The organism is Polaromonas sp. P1_G1 (genome assembly GCF_056405595.1).
Genome location: NZ_JBFUBU010000028.1, coordinates 17,909 through 37,300, shown reverse-complemented (window position 1 = coordinate 37,300; position 19,392 = coordinate 17,909). Strand labels below are relative to the sequence as shown.

Annotated in this window: 17 protein-coding genes; 13 read left to right on the top strand and 4 right to left on the bottom strand. The window is 64.3% G+C overall.

Features of this window, described 5'->3' with window-relative positions; all coding sequences use genetic code 11:
- Nucleotides 1-322 precede the first annotated feature (322 nt).
- The 6 genes from AC1D1Y_RS15715 (at nt 323) to AC1D1Y_RS15690 (ending at nt 7,053) form a co-directional block, all read left to right on the top strand.
- Nucleotides 323-1,309, top strand: coding sequence for a malate dehydrogenase (locus AC1D1Y_RS15715; protein ID WP_436153633.1), 987 nt, complete (start codon nt 323-325; stop codon nt 1,307-1,309).
- 56 nt (nt 1,310-1,365) lie between these two features.
- Nucleotides 1,366-2,151, top strand: a complete 786-nt coding sequence (gene tam / locus AC1D1Y_RS15710; protein WP_477683134.1) for a trans-aconitate 2-methyltransferase — start codon at nt 1,366-1,368, stop codon at nt 2,149-2,151.
- Nucleotides 2,148-3,149 (top strand): HpcH/HpaI aldolase/citrate lyase family protein, encoded by a 1,002-nt coding sequence (locus AC1D1Y_RS15705; protein ID WP_477683133.1) that lies wholly within the window; start codon nt 2,148-2,150, stop codon nt 3,147-3,149. The genes tam and AC1D1Y_RS15705 overlap by 4 nt, the downstream gene beginning before the upstream one ends.
- Before the next feature lie 38 nt (nt 3,150-3,187).
- A complete protein-coding gene (locus AC1D1Y_RS15700) occupies nt 3,188-3,814 on the top strand; it encodes a hypothetical protein (protein WP_477683132.1) in 627 nt (208 codons plus the stop codon).
- 70 nt (nt 3,815-3,884) lie between these two features.
- Entirely contained in the window at nt 3,885-6,500 is a 2,616-nt protein-coding gene (locus tag AC1D1Y_RS15695; protein WP_477683131.1) for a bifunctional aconitate hydratase 2/2-methylisocitrate dehydratase, read from the top strand.
- Nucleotides 6,501-6,555: 55 nt separating this feature from the next.
- Nucleotides 6,556-7,053 carry a BON domain-containing protein gene (locus AC1D1Y_RS15690; protein ID WP_477683130.1) on the top strand — a complete coding sequence of 166 codons (498 nt, stop codon included), beginning with the start codon at nt 6,556-6,558 and terminating at the stop codon, nt 7,051-7,053.
- Between the two features lie 39 nt (nt 7,054-7,092).
- On the opposite strand, the gene AC1D1Y_RS15685 is transcribed toward AC1D1Y_RS15690, so the two are convergent.
- Together AC1D1Y_RS15685 and AC1D1Y_RS15680 are read right to left on the bottom strand one after the other, a co-directional pair.
- Nucleotides 7,093-7,467: a hypothetical protein gene (locus tag AC1D1Y_RS15685; RefSeq protein ID WP_477655151.1), complete on the bottom strand. Its 375-nt coding sequence runs from the start codon at nt 7,465-7,467 to the stop codon at nt 7,093-7,095.
- A 16-nt stretch (nt 7,468-7,483) separates the two neighbouring features.
- Entirely contained in the window at nt 7,484-7,987 is a 504-nt protein-coding gene (locus AC1D1Y_RS15680) for a pyridoxamine 5'-phosphate oxidase family protein (protein ID WP_477655152.1), read from the bottom strand.
- 326 nt (nt 7,988-8,313) lie between these two features.
- On the opposite strand from AC1D1Y_RS15680, the gene AC1D1Y_RS15675 reads away from it, so the two are divergent.
- From AC1D1Y_RS15675 to AC1D1Y_RS15660, 4 genes are all read left to right on the top strand, one after another.
- Nucleotides 8,314-9,339: an iron ABC transporter substrate-binding protein gene (locus tag AC1D1Y_RS15675; RefSeq protein WP_477683129.1), complete on the top strand. Its 1,026-nt coding sequence runs from the start codon at nt 8,314-8,316 to the stop codon at nt 9,337-9,339.
- Between the two features lie 33 nt (nt 9,340-9,372).
- A complete protein-coding gene (locus AC1D1Y_RS15670; protein ID WP_477683128.1) occupies nt 9,373-10,968 on the top strand; it encodes an ABC transporter permease in 1,596 nt (531 codons plus the stop codon).
- A gap of 4 nt (nt 10,969-10,972) precedes the next feature.
- Nucleotides 10,973-12,073 (top strand): ABC transporter ATP-binding protein, encoded by a 1,101-nt coding sequence (locus tag AC1D1Y_RS15665; RefSeq protein ID WP_477683127.1) that lies wholly within the window; start codon nt 10,973-10,975, stop codon nt 12,071-12,073.
- Between the two features lie 155 nt (nt 12,074-12,228).
- On the top strand, nt 12,229-12,591 hold the full coding sequence (locus AC1D1Y_RS15660; RefSeq protein WP_477675602.1) for a DUF1428 domain-containing protein: 363 nt from the start codon (nt 12,229-12,231) through the stop codon (nt 12,589-12,591).
- 13 nt (nt 12,592-12,604) lie between these two features.
- Here AC1D1Y_RS15660 and AC1D1Y_RS15655 read toward each other — a convergent pair whose 3' ends face one another.
- Complete coding sequence (locus AC1D1Y_RS15655) at nt 12,605-13,441, bottom strand: helix-turn-helix domain-containing protein (RefSeq protein ID WP_477683126.1); 837 nt, start codon at nt 13,439-13,441, stop codon at nt 12,605-12,607.
- A gap of 154 nt (nt 13,442-13,595) precedes the next feature.
- On the opposite strand from AC1D1Y_RS15655, the gene AC1D1Y_RS15650 reads away from it, so the two are divergent.
- The 3 genes from AC1D1Y_RS15650 (at nt 13,596) to AC1D1Y_RS15640 (ending at nt 18,248) form a co-directional block, all read left to right on the top strand.
- Nucleotides 13,596-14,009, top strand: coding sequence for a hypothetical protein (locus AC1D1Y_RS15650; protein WP_477683125.1), 414 nt, complete (start codon nt 13,596-13,598; stop codon nt 14,007-14,009).
- Nucleotides 14,010-14,136: 127 nt separating this feature from the next.
- Nucleotides 14,137-17,025, top strand: a complete 2,889-nt coding sequence (locus AC1D1Y_RS15645) for an aconitate hydratase (protein ID WP_477683124.1) — start codon at nt 14,137-14,139, stop codon at nt 17,023-17,025.
- Nucleotides 17,025-18,248 carry an FAD-dependent monooxygenase gene (locus AC1D1Y_RS15640; RefSeq protein WP_477683123.1) on the top strand — a complete coding sequence of 408 codons (1,224 nt, stop codon included), beginning with the start codon at nt 17,025-17,027 and terminating at the stop codon, nt 18,246-18,248. The genes AC1D1Y_RS15645 and AC1D1Y_RS15640 overlap by 1 nt, the downstream gene beginning before the upstream one ends.
- 57 nt (nt 18,249-18,305) lie before the next feature.
- On the opposite strand, the gene AC1D1Y_RS15635 is transcribed toward AC1D1Y_RS15640, so the two are convergent.
- Nucleotides 18,306-19,385 carry a hypothetical protein gene (locus tag AC1D1Y_RS15635; RefSeq protein WP_477683122.1) on the bottom strand — a complete coding sequence of 360 codons (1,080 nt, stop codon included), beginning with the start codon at nt 19,383-19,385 and terminating at the stop codon, nt 18,306-18,308.
- Nucleotides 19,386-19,392: the final 7 nt, after the last annotated feature.

Genomic DNA, 19,392 nt, shown 5'->3' with positions numbered 1-19,392 from the left:
CAGCAGGTTGGCAGCAGTAAGTGGCGGWTGGCGGCGGGTTAAAGCGGCTTGTGGGGGAAGCCGCAACAGGCACGCGGCAATCCCGGAAATAAAGTCCGAAACAAGGCTGAATCATATCTTATATAAGACATAAGACAAATTGACGCCCGTCACTTTTCAAGCGTAAAATCTTGGGCTGAGCCAGTGCATGGCCTGCCATTTTGCGGTGATTTTGAGGGGCGAAAACCCCGAATGACCATCCCCGAATATCCCAGGCTCGCGCCAGACATCTCACATCACACCCTCATTCAACCGATTCTTAACTTTCCTGGAGCCCTCGATCATGAGCAAAAAACCCGTCCGTGTTGCAGTCACCGGTGCAGCTGGCCAAATCGGTTACGCATTGCTGTTTCGCATTGCCTCCGGCGAGATGCTCGGCAAGGACCAGCCCGTCATCCTGCAACTGCTCGAAGTGCCTGTTGAGGGCCCGCAGAAGGCGCTCAAGGGCGTGATGATGGAACTCGACGACTGCGCCTTCCCGCTGCTGGTCGGTATGGAAGCGTATGACGACCCAATGAAAGCCTTCAAGGACGCCGACTACGCGCTGCTGGTCGGCTCGCGCCCGCGTGGCCCCGGCATGGAACGCGCCGAGCTGCTGGCCGTCAACGGCGCCATCTTCACGGCGCAGGGCAAGGCGCTCAACGCCGTCGCCAGCCGCAACGTCAAGGTGCTGGTGGTCGGCAACCCGGCCAACACCAACGCCTACATCGCCATGAAGAGCGCACCCGACCTGCCGCGCAAGAACTTCACCGCCATGCTGCGCCTGGACCACAACCGCGCCGCCAGCCAGATCGCCGCCAAGACCGGCAAGGCCGTGGCCGACATCGAAAAGCTCACCGTCTGGGGCAACCACTCGCCCACGATGTACGCCGACTACCGTTTCGCCACCATCAAGGGCGAAAGCGTCGCCAAGATGATCAACGACCAGGAATGGAACGCCAATGTGTTCCTGCCCACCGTCGGCAAGCGCGGCGCCGCCATCATTGAAGCGCGCGGGCTGTCCTCGGCGGCATCGGCTGCCAACGCCGCCATCGACCACATGCGCGACTGGGCCCTGGGCACCAACGGCAAGTGGGTCACCATGGGCATCCCGTCGGACGGCCAGTACGGCATCCCCAAGGACGTCATGTTCGGTTTCCCCGTGACCTGCGAAAACGGCGAGTACAAACTCGTCGAAGGCCTGGAAATCGACGCCTTCAGCCAGGAACGCATCAACAAGACGCTGGACGAGCTCAAGGGTGAGCAGGACGGCGTCAAGCACCTCCTGTAAACGGTACGCAGTACGAGGCCGCCCCGCACCTTGCCCGCACACCGCCGCCCTCATCCATGAGCGACTGGAATCCCGCCCTCTACAGCCGCTATGAGGACGAGCGCACGCGCCCGGCCCAGGAGCTGCTGGCGCGGGTTCCGCTGGCGCAGGCGGCCCGCGTGTTCGACCTGGGCTGCGGGCCCGGCAACTCCACCGAGTTGCTGGTCCGCCGCTTTCCGGGCGCCGTGGTCACGGGCACCGACAATTCCGAAGCCATGCTGGCCAGTGCGCGCAAGCGCCTTCCGGCCGCGCATTTCGAGCTGAGCGACATCGCCGATTGGCAACCCGCATCCGGCGATGCCGCCCCCCAACTCATTTACGCGAATGCGGCCCTGCAATGGGTGCCCGACCACGCCAGGCTGGTCCCGCGGCTGTTCGCCGCCTTGGCGCCCGGCGGCGTGCTGGCCATCCAGATGCCCGACAACCGCGACGAGCCTACACATCGCCTGATGCGCGAGCTGGCTTCCGAGGCGCCGTGGACCGAAGCGATCGGCGACTATTCGAAGCTGCGCACCGAGCTGTTTTCCATAGACCGCTATTACGACCTGCTGGCCGTGGAGGCCGCGCACGTCGATGTCTGGCGCACGGCCTACCAGCATCCCATGGCTTCGGCCGCCGCGATTGTCGAATGGGTGCGCGCGACGGGCCTCAAGCCTTTTGTGGACCGCCTCCCGCCGGATTTGCAGGCGAGTTACCTCGCCGAATACGAACGCCGTGTTGCCCAGGCTTACCCGCCACGAAGCGACGGCAAGCTGTTGCTGGCTTTCCCGCGCATGTTCATCGTCGCCCAACGCAAGCCATGAGCGCCACCGCCCTTCATCCCGCGCAAGTGCTGCTCGGCGCCCAGGCCGGCGCCATGACGCTGCCGGTCTGCGACCACTACAGCGGCGTCGAAGCGCGCATGCGCAAAAGCCTGCAGCTGCAGGCCGAGATGATCGAGGAGTTCGGCGCCTGCGTGTTTGACGTGACCCTGGACTGCGAAGACGGCGCGCCCGTGGGCGGCGAGGCCGAGCATGCGGCCATGGTGGTGGCGCTGGCGGCACTGGCCGGCGACAAGGCCCGCGTCGCCGTGCGTGTGCACGCGGTAGACCATCCGGCCTTTGAGTCCGACATGGCCGTGATCGCCGGCAAGCTGGCGCGCCACCTTTCGCACATCATGGTTCCCAAGGTCGAATCGCTGGCCGACGTGCTGCGTGCCGAGCAGGCGTTGCTGGCCGCTTGCGCCGGGGATTTGCCGCTGCACGTGCTGATCGAATCGCCGCTGGCGGTGCGCAATGCCTTTGAGATCGCGGCGCACCCGCGCGTGCAGTCGCTGAGCTTCGGGCTCATGGATTTTGTGTCGGCGCATGCGGGCGCGATTCCCGCCGACGGCATGAGCAGCCGGGGCCAGTTCACGCACCCGCTGGTGCTGCGCGCCAAGCTCGAAATCGCCTCGGCCTGCCACGCCCACGGCAAGGTGCCCTCACATTGTGTTGTCACGGAATTCAGCGACATTGAGGCCATGACCGCCGCCGCACGCCATGCCGCCCGCGAACTGGGCTACACCCGGATGTGGAGCATCCACCCGAACCAGATCCGCCCCATCCTGGAGGCCTTCGCACCCGGCGAAGGCGAGATTGAGGACGCCACCAAAATAATTACCGCCGCCGCCCTTGCCGACTGGGCGCCCATCAACTTTGAAGGAAAGCTGCACGACCGCGCGAGCTACCGTTACTTCTGGCAGGTCCTGGAGCGCGCGCACCAGACCGGCCGTGTTTTACCGCACGAGGCGCAGGCGTATTTTTCCGTCCCGCTTCACTGATTTTCCCGATTGACTGTTGACCGTTCCAAAGGACCCCCATGAAACATTTCGCTCTCTCTGCCTTGATGCTGGCCGCCCCGGCCCTGTTGCTGGCCCAGACGGCGGCCCCTAAAGCCGCCGCGCCCAAGGCTGCAGCCGCAGCTGACCAGCCTGTCCAGGCCGCCAAGCGCGCACCGATCAGGCGCTCTGCCGCCAAGGTAGTGGAAGAAAGGACGCCCATTGACGATGACCTGTCGGTCACCTTGACCGCTGAAGACCTGGAGCTCGCCAAGCGGGTTTACATCGGCACGATTCCCTGCGAACTGGGCGCCTCCGTCACCATCACGCCGAACGAAAAACGCCCGGGCTTCTTCCTGGTGCAGACGGGCAAGATGCGTTTTCGCATGCACCCGGTCGGAAGCCGCACCGGCGCCATCCGCCTGGAAGAYGGCCGTGCAGGCGCCATGTGGCTCCAGTTGGGCAACAAGTCGATGCTGATGAGCCAGAAATTGGGCCAGCGCCTGGCTGACGAGTGCATGAGCCCGGCGCAGGTGACTTTTGCCGACGACATGAAGAAGAACCCCCCGACCAGCATTCTGGAGGCCTTGCCTGCCGCCAAAGCTGCGCCAGCTCAGGCTGGCACGGGTTCTGCTCAGCCAGAAACTGCCCCGGCCAAAGTCCAATAACAGACACAGACACAGACCACGACCGCGCGCGCATCGACCGTGCAAATTTTTGAGTACAGGAGAAAAAATCATGATGTCCGACTTCTTGCAAACCTACCGCGCCCACGTCGCCGAGCGCGCCGTCACCGGCATCCCGCCGCTGCCGTTGTCCGCCAAGCAAACCGGCGAAGTCATCGAACTGCTGAAGAACCCGCCCAAGGGCGAGGAAGCCTTCCTGGTCGAACTCATCACCCACCGCGTTCCGGCCGGCGTTGACGACGCCGCCAAGGTCAAGGCCAGCTACCTGGCCGCCGTCGCCCACGGCACGGAAAAATGCGCGCTGATCTCGCGTGAAAAAGCCACGCAGTTGCTGGGCACCATGCTGGGCGGCTACAACATCAGCCCCATGGTCGCGCTGCTCGACGACGCAGAAGACAGCGTCGCCACGCAGGCCGCCAGCGGCCTGAAAAACACCCTGCTGATGTTCGACCAGTTCCATGACGTCCAGGAGAAGGCCGAGAAGGGCAACAAGTACGCCAAGGCCGTGCTGCAAAGCTGGGCCGATGCCGAGTGGTTCACCAGCCGCCCAGAAGTCCCCGAGTCCGTCAAGCTGACGGTCTTCAAGGTGGCCGGTGAAATCAACACCGACGACCTCTCGCCCGCGCCCGACGCCTGGAGCCGCCCCGACATCCCGCTGCATGCCATCGCCATGCACAAGAACGCGCGTCCCGGCGTCACGCCCGAGGAAGACGGCAAGCGCGGCCCGGTCAAGTTCATTGAAGAACTCAAGGCCAAAGGCAACCTCGTGGCCTATGTGGGCGACGTGGTCGGCACCGGTTCCTCGCGCAAATCGGCCACCAACTCCGTGCTGTGGTGGACGGGCCAGGACATTCCTTTCGTGCCCAACAAGCGCTTCGGCGGCGTCTGCCTGGGCGGAAAAATCGCCCCGATTTTCTACAACACCATGGAAGACTCCGGCGCGCTGCCGATCGAGCTCGACGTGAGCCAGATGGCCATGGGCGACGTGATCGAGCTGCGCCCTTACGACGGCAAGGCGCTCAAGGACGGCAAGGTGATCGCCGAGTTCAAGCTCAAGAGCGACGTGCTGTTCGACGAAGTGCGCGCCGGCGGCCGCATTCCGCTGATCGTCGGCCGCGGCCTGACGGCCAAGGCGCGCTTCGCACTGGGCCTGCCCCTGTCCACCCAGTTCCGCCTGCCGCAGAACCCGGCCGACAACGGCCGCGGCTTCACGCTGGCGCAAAAGATGGTCGGCCGCGCGGTCGGCTTGCCGGAAGGCCAGGGCGTGCGCCCCGGCACGTATTGCGAACCCAAGATGACCTCGGTCGGCTCGCAGGACACCACCGGCCCGATGACGCGCGACGAACTGAAAGACCTGGCCTGCCTGGGCTTCAGCTCCGACCTGGTCATGCAGTCCTTCTGCCACACGGCGGCTTATCCCAAGCCCGTCGACGTGAAGATGCACCACGAACTGCCTGACTTCATCAGCACGCGCGGCGGCATCTCGCTGCGTCCCGGCGACGGCATCATCCACAGCTGGCTCAACCGCATGCTGCTGCCCGACACCGTCGGCACCGGCGGCGACAGCCACACGCGTTTCCCCATCGGCATCAGCTTCCCCGCGGGCTCCGGCCTGGTGGCCTTCGGCGCCGCCACCGGCGTCATGCCGCTGGACATGCCCGAATCGGTGCTGGTGCGTTTCAAGGGTGAAATGCAGCCCGGCATCACGCTGCGCGACCTGGTCAACGCGATCCCGCTGTACGCCATCAAGGCCGGCCTGCTGACGGTCGCCAAGCAGGGGAAGAAGAACATCTTCTCGGGCCGCATCCTGGAAATCGAAGGCCTGCCCGACCTCAAGGTGGAACAGGCGTTCGAGCTCTCCGATGCCTCCGCCGAGCGTTCCGCCGGCGGCTGCACGGTGCACCTGAACAAGGAACCCATCATCGAGTACATCAACAGCAACATCACGATGCTGAAGTGGATGATCGCCACGGGTTATTCGGACGTGCGCACCATCAAGCGCCGCATCGCCGCCATGGAAGCCTGGCTGGCCGACCCGCAGCTGCTCAAGGGCGATGCCGACGCCGAATACGCCGCCGTCATCGAGATCGACCTGGCCGACATCCACGAACCCATCGTGGCCTGCCCGAATGACCCCGACGACGTGAAGACCCTGAGCGAAGTGGCCGGCAGCAAGATCGATGAAGTCTTCATCGGCAGTTGCATGACCAACATCGGCCACTTCCGCGCGGCTTCCAAGCTGCTCGAGAACAAGCGCGACATCCCCGTCAAGCTGTGGATGGCGCCGCCGACCAAGATGGACGCCAAACAACTCACGGAAGAGGGCCATTACGGCGTGCTCGGCTCGGCCGGCGCGCGCATGGAAATGCCGGGCTGCAGCCTGTGCATGGGCAACCAGGCGCAGGTGAAAGAGGGCGCGACGGTGTTCTCCACCTCCACCCGCAACTTCCCGAACCGCCTGGGCAAGAACTCCAACGTCTACCTCGGCTCCGCCGAGCTGGCCGCGATCTGCTCCAAGCTGGGCCGCATCCCCACCAAGGCCGAATACATGGCCGACATGGGCGTGCTGACGGCTGCCAGCGCGCAGATTTACCAGTACCTCAACTTCGACCAGGTCAAGGATTACACCGACATGGCCGATACGGTGAAGGACGGCGTGCCGGCCTAAGTGGACACCCTGCCTGCGGCTTGACAGCCGCAAGGTGAAATGGAAGGATGAAGTGATGAAGAAACCGTCACTTCTCTCCTTCCTTTTTTTTGCCCTTTTTTCGGCAACCGCTACCAGTGCCGGCGCCCAGGAGCTGCGCACCAACGCCTTCAATGACCCCTTCCTCCAGGTCACCTCGGCCATCGCCCAGTGCCCTGTTCCCGAGGGGCCGCTTTACACCGAGCAGGAAGTGCGTGACGTGGCCCATGTCCGGGCGCAGCACGGCGGCAGCTGCTACCGCGTGGGGCGCTGCCGGCTGGCCAACTCCTATTGGTACGACCAGGAGATCATTCCGCGTGTCTCGCAGTACATCAGGCTCGACGGCCGCTTCGACGACACCAGCGTCTGGGTGCAAGGCGAGCGCCGGCTGGTTTTTTTGAAAGGCTGCGTCAAGACACGCGAGCAGTCGGAGGCGCTCGAAAAAGCCGTCTGGCTGGTCGACGACGTGATGGGGGTGGTGAATTACCTGCGCGTGGGCGATGAGCCCGTGCGTTATGTGCCCGCACAGAAATAAGGGCGTGGCACGGCGCCAGTCCGAAGCGCCCTGGGGTGTCTAGGGCAGAGGCTCGACCACCCGCAATTCCGAACCGTCGACAAAGGTCAAGTACCAGAACTCCGGCGACAGCGGCAGGTTGGGGCGCATATAACTCACGTTGGACGCCTGCACATAGACCGTGCTCGCGCCGGTGTCGGGCGGCGGCGCCAGGTAGTGGCGCCTGAGGCCCACCAGATTGCCTATGCTGGTGACCACGGTGCCTACCGATTCGGTGACGGCATTGACGGTCGTCCCCTGGCCCAGCATGTGGATGGTGGTCTGGCCGACCAGGTCGGGAGGCGAGGCCTCCACATACAGCACCGCGGTGGTGTTGATGCGCAGGTCGTCCGGTGCGGCCGGTTCGGTGGATTTGTTGAATGAGATGAAGGGCATGGGACCTCGCGCCGGTTCAGGACAAGTGCAGTTCTTTGTGTTCGCCCAACCTGGGCGGCGTGTCTCCGGTGAGCGCGGCCTTCGCCATCTTGGCCAGCTGCACCATCTTGCTTTCCTTCACGTCCCAGTATTCCGCGTGGTGGATATGCACTTCCAGCAAGGCCAGGTCCGGGTCGTTCACGCCGGCCGGAAACCAGGCCCGTGCCGCCGGCGACCAGAGTTCTTCCTTTTTGGCTTGGTCTTCGGCAACCAGAGCCTGGCCTGACAGCGACACATAGCTGTCGTCACCCGGGTCCGCATACGACACATTGACATTGCCGTCCTGCTGCAGGCGCTGGGCCAGCTCGCTTTTGCGCGAGATGAAAAAGTACAGCCGCGCGCCTTCGTCGATGGCGCGGTTCTGCGTGGTCAGCGGATGGGCGTGCAGCATGCCGTTGGCGTGGCGGTGCGTGAGCATGCCGTACTTGATGTCCTTGATCAGGGCCCAGAGGGTGTCGTGGTCTGATTTGGCTGTGCTCATGAAAGCTCCCTGAATGGATGTGTATCGATGTGCATGGGTGGATGCTTCAAGGCTAGGCATCAGGCTGCATGCCGCTCATCGGCCAGCGGCCCGGACAGCTGTCAGCTAGTGCCGACAGCTCCGGCTTGCTCACGCCGCTTATGTAAACCATTGCCCTACCGCGGAACCAAATGGCGGAGCGGTTACCATATAGATGAGAGTAATTCGCATTTGCATGACTGGTTCCTTACAGGCGCGGCGCAAGACATGACTGTTTTTCCGCCTTTTCGTCTTTTCGCCTGCCGACCCGGTCCCCTGCGTGCCCGCTTCTTTTGTAAAGGTGTTCCATGAAATTGTTGTCCTTCTCCCTTGCCGGCGCCGCGCTGGCCGCCGGCCTCCTGGCCGCTCCGCTGGTTGCCACAGCGCAAGCCGTCAAACCGACCCCCGAGGGCATCGTGGTCTACAACGCCCAGCACACCAGCCTGACCAAGGCCTGGGCCGATGCCTTCAGCAAGGAAACCGGCATCAAGGTCACCTTGCGCAACGGCAGCGATACCGAGCTGGGCAACCAGATCGTGCAGGAAGGCAAAGCCTCGCCCGCCGACGTGTTCCTGACCGAAAACTCTCCCGCCATGGCGCTGGTCGATATGGCAGGGCTGTTTGCCCCGCTGGATGCGGCCACCTTGTCTGAAGTGCCTGCCAACTTCCGTCCCGAGCATGGCCGCTGGACCGGCATCGCCGCGCGCAGCACGGTGTTCGTCTACAACAAGGCCAAGCTCACGCCGGCGCAGCTGCCCAAGTCCATGCTGGACCTGGCCACGCCGGCATGGAAGGGCCGCTGGGCCGCGTCGCCTTCGGGCGCCGACTTCCAGGCCATCGTGAGCGCGCTGCTTGAACTCAAGGGCGAGGCCGCCACCGCCGCCTGGCTCAAGGCCATGAAGGAAAACGCCACGCCCTACAAGGGCAACGGCACGGTGCTCAAGGCCGTCAACGCCGGCCAGATTGAAGGCGGCGTGATTTACCACTATTACTACTACGGCGACCAGGCCAAGACCGGCGAGAACAGCAACAACACCCAGCTGCATTACTTCCGCAACCAGGATGCTGGCGCTTTTGTGAGCATCTCCGGCGGCGGCGTGCTGGCCTCGAGCAAGCACCAGCCCGAAGCCCAGGCTTTCGTGAAATGGATCGCCGGCAAGGGCGGCCAGGAAATTTTGAAGACTGGCGACGCCTATGAATACGCCGTCGGTACCGGCGCGCAGTCCAACCCCAAGCTGGTGCCGCTGGCCGAGCTGCAGGCGCCCAAGGTCGAGCCGTCGAAACTCAACAGCAAAAAAGTCACCGACCTGATGACCCAGGCCGGCCTGCTGTAACCCGCTCCCAAGTGCGCGGACCGGACAGCTTCCTTGAGTGCCTTGCCGCTTGATGCCGAAGCCGCCCTGAACCCGGCGGCTGCGGTGCTGTTGCCTTTGCCCGCTGCCGGGCATGGCGGCTGGCGCCTGTCCTGGGTGGGCGGCGCGGCCCTGGTCGTGTCGTTGCTGGCTTTGCTGCCGCTGGGCTTTGTGCTCTGGGTCGGCGTCCAGACCGGCTGGGATACCGCCTTGGCATTGATCTTCCGGCCGCGCGTCGGCGAACTGCTGGTCAACACCGCGCTGCTGGTGGCGCTCACGGTGCCGCTGTGCGCCGTGCTGGCTGTGGCGCTGGCCTGGCTCACCGAACGCAGCGAGCTGCCCGGCGCTCGCACTTGGGCCTGGCTGCTGGTGGCGCCGCTGGCGGTGCCGGCTTTTGTGCACAGCTATGCGTGGATGACGGTGGCGCCCGGGCTGCACGGCCTGGCGGCCGGCGTGATGGTCTCGGTGATCGCCTATTTCCCTTTCCTGTATTTGCCGGTGGCCGCGGCCCTGCGGCGCCTCGACCCGGGCATGGAAGACAGCGCCGCCTCGCTGGGCCTGAGCCCCTGGGCGGTGTTTTTCCGTGTGGTGCTGCCGCAGCTGCGGCTGGCGGTGTGCGGCGGCTCGCTGCTGGTGGGGCTGCACCTGCTGGCCGAATACGGCCTCTACGTGATGATCCGCTTCGACACCTTCACCACGGCCATCGTCGACCAGTTCCAGTCCACCTACAACGGCCCCGCCGCCAACATGCTGTCGGGCGTGCTGGTGGTCTGCTGCTTCGCGCTGCTGGGGCTGGAATCGGCCGCGCGCGGCAAGGAGCGTTATGCGCGTGTCGGCTCCGGCGCGGCGCGCATGCCTTTGAAGCGCAGCCTGGGCCGCTTTACCGCGCTTGGCCTGTTGCTGCCCGCGCTGCTCAGCGTGCTGGCGCTGGGCGTGCCGCTGGCCACGCTGGGACGCTGGCTGGTGGCGGGCGGTGCGGCTGTCTGGCGCTTCGATGAAATCGGCCCGTCGATTGCGCAGACCCTGGCGCTCGCGCTGGCCGGTGCGCTGCTGACCACGCTGGCCGCCGTGCCCATGGCCTGGCTGTCGATACGCTCGCCGGGCCGGCTGCAGCGTGTGCTGGAGGCCTGCAACTACATGGTCGGCTCGCTGCCCGGCGTGGTGGTGGCGCTGGCCCTGGTCACGGTCACCGTTCGTCTGCCGATCTACCAGACGGCGCTGACGGTGTTGCTGGCTTATTTGCTGATGTTTTTGCCGCGCGCCTTGATCAGCCTGCGCGCCGGCATCGCGCAGGCGCCGGTGGAGCTGGAACAGGCGGCGCGCAGCCTGGGCCGCACACCCGCGCAGGCGCTGTGGGCCATCACCATGCGGCTGGCCGCGCCCAGCGCGGCGGCCGGCGCGGCGCTGGTGGGGCTGGGCATCACCAACGAACTCACCGCCACGCTGATGCTCGCGCCCAACGGCACGCGCACCCTGGCGACTTCCTTCTGGGCCTACAGCAGCGAGATCGACTACGCTGCCGCCGCGCCCTATGCGCTCATCATGGTGCTGCTCTCGCTGCCCATGACCTGGCTGCTCTACCACCAATCCAAACGCACGGCGGGACGATGACGCGATGACGACCTCTCTGGAACTGCAAGCCATCCGCAAACACTACGGCGCCGTTCAGGCCCTGGGCGGCGTGGACCTGAGCGTCGCGCCCGGCAGCCGCACCGCCATCGTCGGCCCCTCGGGCTCGGGCAAGACCACGCTGCTGCGCATCATCGCGGGCTTTGAAGCGCCCGACGCGGGCCGCGTCACGCTCGGTGGCCGCCAACTGGCCGACGGGCCCGATGCCGTGCCAGCGCATGAACGCGGCATAGGCTATGTGCCGCAGGACGGCGCGCTGTTTCCGCACCTCACGATCGAAGGCAACGTCGGCTTCGGCCTGCCGCGCAACACGCCGCGGCGCGCTGAACGCATCGCCGAACTGATGGACATGGTCGCGCTGGACACGGCCATGCTGGCGCGCCGCCCGCACGAGCTTTCGGGCGGCCAGCAGCAGCGTGTGGCGCTGGCGCGGGCTCTGGCGCAGCGGCCGAAGCTGATGCTGCTCGACGAACCTTTCTCGGCACTCGACACCGGCCTGCGCGCCAGCACCCGCAAGGCCGTGGCGCAGTTGCTGGGAGCGGCGGGCATCACCACCATCCTCGTCACGCACGACCAGGCCGAGGCCTTGTCGTTCGCCGACCAGGTGGCCGTGATGCGCGGCGGGCTGCTGGTGCAGGCTGGCCGTCCGCTGGACCTGTATTTGCGGCCGCGCGATGCGGCTGTGGCCGGCTTCCTGGGCGACAGCATCGTGCTGCCCGCGCAACTGGCCGGCGGCTGGGCCGACTGCGCACTGGGACGCATCGCCGTCAACGACAGCGGGCGCCAGGGTCCGGCGCAGATCATGCTGCGGCCCGAGCAGCTGCAGGTGGCGGAGGTGCCGGCCGAAGCGGCGGCGCATGGCTTGCAAGGGGAGGCCTGCTACGGCGCGGTCACCGACACCGATTTCGGCGGCTCGGTCTGCGTGCTGTCGGTGCGCCTGCTGCGCGGCACCGGCGCGACTACGGCAGCGCCAGCAAGCGGCTGGGATGAGCCGCTGCTGGTGCACAGCGCGGGCATGCATGCGCCGGCGCTGGGCGCCATGGTGCGCATCACGGTGGCCGGCCAGGCCCACGTCTTCAGCGCCTGAGGCGCCGGCAAGCTTTGTTACTTTTTCTGTCAGGGGATTTCCTGTTTTTGGGTATATTTGTGTACGGTGTACACAAGATGCGACGGCTTCCTGGCTCTGCTGCTTCGCTGTGTCGCCTCCGCTTTTCACCGACCCTTTAAACAAGGAGATTTCCCATGGCCCGTTACGTAGATGGATTCATCGTCGCTGTCCCCACCAAAAAAGTGGAGGCCTACCGCAAGCTGTCCCGCAAGGCCGGCAAGATCTGGAAGGAGTACGGCGCGATCGAATACACCGAATGCATCGCCGATGATGTGAAACCCGGCAAGCTCACCTCCTTTCCGCAAAGCGTCAAGCTCAAGAAGGATGAAGTGGTGGTGTTCTCCTGGATCACCTACAAGTCGCGCAAGCAGCGCGACAGCGTCAACAAAAAGGTCATGTCCGACCCGCGCCTTGAAGCCATGATGGACCCGAAGAATCTTCCCTTCGACGGGAAGCGGATGATTTTTGGCGGCTTCAAGACAATCGTCGAGTTGTGAACGCTGCTGACGTCTAGGCCTGCGCCGCAAGCGCCAGCAGCGCCTGGCGCGTGAAATCATCGGCCGGGAAAAAGGTCTCCATCGCGAGTTCCTGCAGCGTCACGTCCACCGGTGTGCCGAAGATGGTGGTGGTGCTGATAAAGCTCAGCATGCCGGCCGGCGTGCGGAACAGGAAGGGCATCACCACGCCCGGGTGCTCGCCATCGAGGTGTTCGTTTTTTGCTTCCTCAGGCACGGGATAGGCCTTGAGTTCCTCCAGCAGGGCGGCCAGCAGCGGGTCTGCCGTCGCCGCGACCTGCTGGCGCAGGCGCTCAAATATATGCGCGCGCCACTGCGGCAGGTTAGCAATCCGCGGCGCCAGGCCCTTGGGATGCAGGCTCAGGCGCAATACATTCACCGGGCCCTGCAGCAACGCGGCATCGGCGCCCTCCATCAGGTGCGGCACCATGCGGTTGGCGGCCACCAGGTTCCAGTGCCGGTCCACCGCCAGGGCCGGGTAGGGTTCGTGGCTTTTGAGCAGCAGCTCCACGGCCTGCCGAGCCGAGGCCAGCGCCGGGTCGTCCAGCGACCGCTCGCGGTACATGGGCGCATAGCCGGCCGCCACCAGCAGCGTATTGCGCTCGCGCAGCGGAATGTCCAGCCGCTCCGACAGCCGCAGCACCATTTCGCGGCTGGGCACCGAGCGCCCGGTTTCCACAAAACTCAGGTGGCGCGTCGAGATGTCCGCCTCATGGGCCAGGTCCAGCTGGCTCAGGCGCCGGTGCTGGCGCCAGTGGCGCAGGTGGTCGCCAAAAGGTTGGGGCGCACTTCGCGGCGCGGGGCGGCTGGGGTGGTGGGTGCTGGCGGTCATGGCGCCATCGTAAAGCCATGCGGGTGGTTTTCCATTACCTCTCAGGTTATCGACGGGCCGCTGCCGCACGGGAATGATGACCTCCATGCGCACCGACCCGGCGGCCCGGCGCGCAGGTCAACGTCACCGGCTGCCACTTCTCAGGAGTTTTGCCATGTCTTCGAGTTCCATCCTGTCGTCCCCCAATTTCCTGCGCAATGTGCTGCGTGTGGACGCGCTTTCGTGCATTGCCTGCGGCGTGCTGCAGGTGGCCTTTCCGGCCGCGATGGCCCGCCTGCTGAACCTGCCCGAAGGCCTGCTTGCCTACACCGGCGAGTTCCTGCTGGTCTATGCGGCGGTCGTTGCTTTTGTTTCAACGCGTAATCCTTTGCCACGCGGCGTCATCTGGGCATTGGTGGCGGGTAATGCCGGTTGGGCGCTGGCCTGCGTGCTGCTGCTGGTCAGCGGCCGCGTGTCGCCCTCCATGCTGGGTGTGGCTTATGTGGTGATGCAAGCGCTGACTGTGGCAGTGCTGGCGGAGCTGCAGTATTTCGGCTTGCGCCGCGCAGCGCCACAGCCGGCCTGGTAAGAGCGCACCAGAAGGGCGCAAGACCGGCACAAGCCTGGGCAAGCGGGCAGGGTATGCGGGCGCGGGCCCCCACGGGGCCGCAGTGCCTGCCAGAATGGGGGCTGCCGTCAATAAAAAGGAGTCCGCCATGGCCAAACCGCCTCCCCACGCTTTTTCGTCCACGCTCAAAAGCTTCAAGACCGCCTCCGGCAAAACCGGCAAGTTCTACTCCCTGCCGGAACTCGCCAAACAATTCCCCAAAGTCGCCCGCCTGCCGGTGTCCATGCGCATCGTGCTCGAATCGGTGCTGCGCAACTGCGACGGCAAAAAAGTCACGGCCGAACACGTGGCCCAGCTGGCCAACTGGCTGCCCCAGGCCGAGCGCAGCGAAGAAATCCCCTTTGTCGTCTCGCGCGTGGTGCTGCAGGACTTCACCGGCGTGCCGCTGCTGGCCGACCTGGCCGCCATGCGCAGCGTGGCGCTCAAGCTGGGCAAGAACCCCAAGGCCATCGAGCCGCTGGTGCCGGTCGACCTGGTGGTCGACCACTCCATCATGGTCGACTACTACGGCAAGAAAAATTCGCTGGACCTCAACATGAAGCTTGAGTTCCAGCGCAACCGCGAGCGCTACGAATTCATGAAGTGGGGCATGCAGGCCTTCGACACCTTCGGCGTCGTGCCCCCGGGCTTCGGCATCGTCCACCAGGTCAACCTTGAATACCTGTCGCGCGGCGTGCACAAGACCAACGACAACGTGTACTACCCCGACTCGCTGGTGGGCACCGACAGCCACACCACCATGATCAACGGCATCGGCGTGGTGGCCTGGGGCTGCGGCGGCATCGAGGCCGAAGCCGCCATGCTGGGCCAGCCGGTGTACTTTCTCACGCCCGATGTGGTGGGCTTCGAGCTGACCGGCCGCCTGCGCGAAGGCGTTACCGCCACCGACCTGGTGCTGCGGGTGACCGAGCAATTGCGTAAAGAGAAGGTCGTCGGGAAGTTCGTCGAGTTCTTCGGCGAAGGCACGCGCACGCTGGCCCTGCCCGACCGCGCCACCATCGGCAACATGGCGCCCGAATACGGCGCCACCATGGGTTTCTTCCCGGTCGACGAGAAAACCATTGACTACTTCAAGGGAACGGGCCGCACCAAGGAAGAGATCGAAGCCTTCGAGGCCTACTTCAAGGCGCAAGGGCTCTTCGGCGTGGCGCAAGCCGGCCAGATCGATTATTCGCATGTGGTCAAGCTCGACCTGGGCGACGTCACGCCCAGCCTGGCCGGCCCCAAGCGCCCGCAGGACCGCATCGAGCTCGGCAACGTCGCCGGGCAGTTCAAGTCGCTCTTCAGCAAGCCGATTGCCGAGAACGGTTTCAACCAGCCGCCGGCCATGCTCAACACGCGCCACCTGGTGCGCCGCACCGACGAAGGGCGGCTGGACACCTTGCCCTCCGCGCCGCCGACACCTGCGGGTGCCGCGCGCCCCGTGATGGAGATGGAGGGCAACAGGCCCACCTTGGCCCATGCGCGTGCCAGCAACACCACCGACTCACCCGCCACCGCGCAGACCGAGGTCGTGCATTCGGCGCCCGGCATCACCGTGGGCAACGGCGACGTGCTGATCGCCGCCATCACCAGCTGCACCAACACCTCCAACCCCAGCGTGCTGCTGGCCGCCGGTCTGCTGGCCAAAAAGGCGGTGGAAGCGGGCCTCAAGGTGCAGCCGCACATCAAGACCTCGCTGGCGCCCGGTTCGCGCATCGTGACCGAGTACCTGACCGAGACAGGCCTGCTGCCTTACCTTGAAAAGCTGGGCTTCGCGCTGGCCGGCTACGGCTGCACCACTTGCATCGGCAACGCCGGCGACCTGACGCCCGAGCTCAACGAAGCCATCAGCAAAAGCGACCTGGTCTGCGCGGCCGTGCTCTCGGGCAACCGCAACTTCGAGGCGCGCATCCATCCCAACCTCAAGGCCAACTTCCTGGCCAGCCCACCGCTGGTGGTGGCTTACGCGATCGCCGGCACGGTGATGCGCGACCTGATGACCGAGCCCGTTGGCAAGGGCAAGGGCGGCAAAGATGTGTATCTAGGCGACATCTGGCCGACCAGCGACGAGATCTACAAACTCATGAAGTACGCRATGAASGGCAAGGCCTTCCGCGCCAATTACGCGAAGGTGAAAACCGAACCGGGCAAGCTCTGGGAAAACATCAAGGGAGTCAAAGGCACCTCTTACACCTGGCCCGCCAGCACCTACATCGCCGAGCCGCCGTTCTTCAAGGACTTCAGCATGGACGCCGGCGAAGCCGGCAGCGTGTCGGTCAAGGGCGCGCGCATCATGGCGCTGTTCGCCGACTCCATCACCACCGACCATATCTCGCCGGCCGGCTCCATCAAGGCCAGCTCGCCCGCGGGCCTGTGGCTGCAGGCCAACGGCGTGCAGAAAGCCGACTTCAACAGCTACGGCGCGCGTCGCGGCAACCACGACGTGATGATGCGCGGCACCTTCGCCAACGTGCGCATCAAGAACCTGATGATCCCGCCCGACGCGGACGGTTCGCGCGAAGAAGGCGGCGTGACATTGTTCCAGCCAGGCGGCGAGAAGATGTTCATCTACGACGCCGCCATGAAGTACATGGAGCAAGGCACGCCCACGGTGATCTTTGCCGGCGAGGAATACGGCACCGGYTCCTSSCGCGACTGGGCCGCCAAGGGCACRCAGCTGYTGGGCATCAAGGCCGTGGTGGCMMRSAGCTTTGAGCGCATCCACCGTAGCAACCTGGTGGGCATGGGTGTGCTGCCGCTGCAGTTCAAGCCGGGCGAATCGTGGCAGACCCTCAAGCTCACCGGCACCGAAGTCATCGACGTGATTCCACACCCCGAACTCAAGCCGCAAAGCGAAGCCAAGCTGGTCATCACGCGCGCCGACGGTTCGCGCGAGGTAGTCACCGTGATCCTGCGCGTGGACACACCCATCGAGGTGGATTACTACCGCAATGGCGGCATCTTGCCGTTCGTGCTGCGGCAGTTGTTGGCCTGATGCTCCGGCAGGCTCTGATTGCCGGTGGCGGCATCGGTGGGCTCGCCGCTGCGTTGGCAGCAACGCGCGCGGGTTGGGACGTTCGCCTGTTTGAGCGCGCCAACGCCTTCAGCGAAGTCGGCGCCGGCATCCAGCTCGGCCCCAACGTCGTCAAGGTGCTGCACGGCTGGGGACTGGCCGACGCGCTGCAGGCCGTGGCCGCGGTTCCCGAACGCCTGCAGGTGCGTAGTGCCGTGTCGGGCCAGCTGCTGGGCGAACTGCCTCTGGGCGCCGCCATGGCCGAGCGTTATGGCGCGCCTTATCTCACCATTCATCGCGCTGACCTCCACGGTGTGCTGCTGCAGGCTGTGCAGCAGCATGCCGATGTGAAGCTGCACCTGAGCCGGCCCTTGCAATCTTTCAGCCAGACCGCCCAGGCCGTCACCGTGCGTGCTGACGACGGCCCCGGTATCGAATGTGACGCCCTCATAGGCGCCGACGGCATCTGGAGCACGGTGCGCCAGGAACTGTTGGGGGATGGCCTGCCGCGCCGCACCGGCCACCTGGCTTACCGCGCCCTGATGCGGCAATCCGATCTGCCTGAACTGCTCAGGAGCCACCAGGTCACCGCCTGGCTGGGGCCGCGCATGCATGTGGTGCAGTACCCCGTGCGCGGCGGTGAATTTCTCAACGTGGTGGCCATCGTGCACGGCGAGGTTGCGGCCGAAGCCGACCTTTGGGACCACAGCGCCAACGCCGCCGACCTGGCCTCAGCGACAGCCGGCTGTTGCGCCGCGCTGCGCGAGGTGATGGACGCCATTGAGGGTTGGCGCCTGTGGGTGTTGCACGACCGCGCGCCCATGCAGGGCGCTCATCAGCACGCCGTGGGCCGCGTCGCTTTGCTGGGCGACGCCGCCCATCCCATGCGCCCCTACCTGGCGCAAGGCGCCGGCATGGCGATTGAAGACGCCGCCGAACTGGGCCACGCCCTGGCCCAGGCGCTGGACCCGGCGCTTGATGTGCCGACCATGCTGCAGCGCTATGCGCTCAACCGCTGGCAGCGTAATGCGCGGGTTCAGGCCAGAGCACTGCGCAATGGGCAGATATTTCACGCCGATGGTCTGCTGCGTTGGGGCCGCGATGCCTCGCTCAAACTGCTGGGCGAGAAACTGCTGGATATGCCTTGGCTGTATGGTGCAAGCCAAACATATCTTGATGGGCATTGCACCGGCGTAAAACAATAGCTGTTTGCGCACGCCCTATAGCGACGTTTTCAGGTGCGCGGTGCGCCCACTATTGAGTCACGGGATTTTGTTTTTCTCGGACTTTGGAACTTGTATGTACTTCCTCATCCTGTCGAATTTTTCATCGTAAACCAGCACAGTGTCCCTCTGTTCGGGCCGGAGAATTCTCAAGCTGTTGTACCTGGTTTCCACTTTCTCTTCAGTGTTCATGAAAATCTTGTGATCCCACCGCTCTTCCGGGTCTTTATAAACAGTTTCGATGATGACCTTGCCTGGRAAAACTTCGTTAAATGCGATGTAGTACTCCGGATGAAGGGAGGGGTCGTTCTTTCTGAGGAGTACCAGGAGGAGGTAGGCATCGTTCAGTCCTTCCCGCGTGTCCTTGAGCAGAATAGCGATTTCTTTCTTGTCCTCGCCGCTGAAATCCCCTTCCCTTAACAGGCTTGAGTATTTGAGGTTTCCGGAGTTCATGAATCGATAGGCCGCTCCTTCGTCGGATGCGTAAAAGTCGATGAGCTTCTCTTTGACGCCATAYGGCAATTCCTTGAGATAAAACGCATCGAAGTCGTGGCCGTATTTTCTGCTGAAGTYTTCTGCTGAAACCAGGTAGTTGTCGTTGAGCAGGGCAGGCAGCAGGGTGGGGTATTCAACAGCGCCCTTCATTGCGAGCTTTAAATAAGCTTTCCAGTTTTCCTGGCCGACCCTCGGTTGATACTTTTCCAGGTCCTGGGGCGAATTCGTTTCAATCACGGAGTACCCGCGCTGCTTGTCGCCCTTGTCGTCTTTGCAGGTAACGCAATAAATGGTTTCACCAAAACCGAGGGCGTAGAGTTTTTCAGGGAGCTGGTCGTACTCTTTTTTGTAGCTTGCATCCAGGAGTTTGCCCTTGGTGATATGACCTGTATCACCGGTGAAGATAGCGACCGTTTTTGATGCGGCGACAGCATGTGCCACCGCGTCTCCTGTCGTTTCCGCTAACGCGGAAGATCTATCCCTGTCACTTTCGTGCGTGAGGTCGTAGACGTAGTATTTGAAATACTCAAAACCATTCCTGGCAAAGAAACAAACAAGCGCAAACACAATCAATGCAAGCGCGACTAAAGCTTTTTTGGTCTTGGACAGGGTCGGAAAATTCATAGGCCAA

Excerpts from the sequence above, each read along its gene's own strand:
- AC1D1Y_RS15650 (WP_477683125.1), top strand. The coding sequence starts at position 13,596 with ATGTCTTCGAGTTCCATCCTGTCGTCCCCCAATTTCCTGCGCAATGTG.
- AC1D1Y_RS15715 (WP_436153633.1), top strand. The coding sequence starts at position 323 with ATGAGCAAAAAACCCGTCCGTGTTGCAGTCACCGGTGCAGCTGGCCAA.
- AC1D1Y_RS15690 (WP_477683130.1), top strand. The coding sequence starts at position 6,556 with ATGAAGAAACCGTCACTTCTCTCCTTCCTTTTTTTTGCCCTTTTTTCG.
- AC1D1Y_RS15705 (WP_477683133.1), top strand. The coding sequence starts at position 2,148 with ATGAGCGCCACCGCCCTTCATCCCGCGCAAGTGCTGCTCGGCGCCCAG.
- AC1D1Y_RS15675 (WP_477683129.1), top strand. The coding sequence starts at position 8,314 with ATGAAATTGTTGTCCTTCTCCCTTGCCGGCGCCGCGCTGGCCGCCGGC.
- AC1D1Y_RS15685 (WP_477655151.1), bottom strand. The coding sequence starts at position 7,467 with ATGCCCTTCATCTCATTCAACAAATCCACCGAACCGGCCGCACCGGAC.
- AC1D1Y_RS15665 (WP_477683127.1), top strand. The coding sequence starts at position 10,973 with ATGACGACCTCTCTGGAACTGCAAGCCATCCGCAAACACTACGGCGCC.
- AC1D1Y_RS15695 (WP_477683131.1), top strand. The coding sequence starts at position 3,885 with ATGATGTCCGACTTCTTGCAAACCTACCGCGCCCACGTCGCCGAGCGC.
- AC1D1Y_RS15640 (WP_477683123.1), top strand. The coding sequence starts at position 17,025 with ATGCTCCGGCAGGCTCTGATTGCCGGTGGCGGCATCGGTGGGCTCGCC.
- tam (WP_477683134.1), top strand. The coding sequence starts at position 1,366 with ATGAGCGACTGGAATCCCGCCCTCTACAGCCGCTATGAGGACGAGCGC.
- AC1D1Y_RS15655 (WP_477683126.1), bottom strand. The coding sequence starts at position 13,441 with ATGACCGCCAGCACCCACCACCCCAGCCGCCCCGCGCCGCGAAGTGCG.
- AC1D1Y_RS15680 (WP_477655152.1), bottom strand. The coding sequence starts at position 7,987 with ATGAGCACAGCCAAATCAGACCACGACACCCTCTGGGCCCTGATCAAG.
- AC1D1Y_RS15660 (WP_477675602.1), top strand. The coding sequence starts at position 12,229 with ATGGCCCGTTACGTAGATGGATTCATCGTCGCTGTCCCCACCAAAAAA.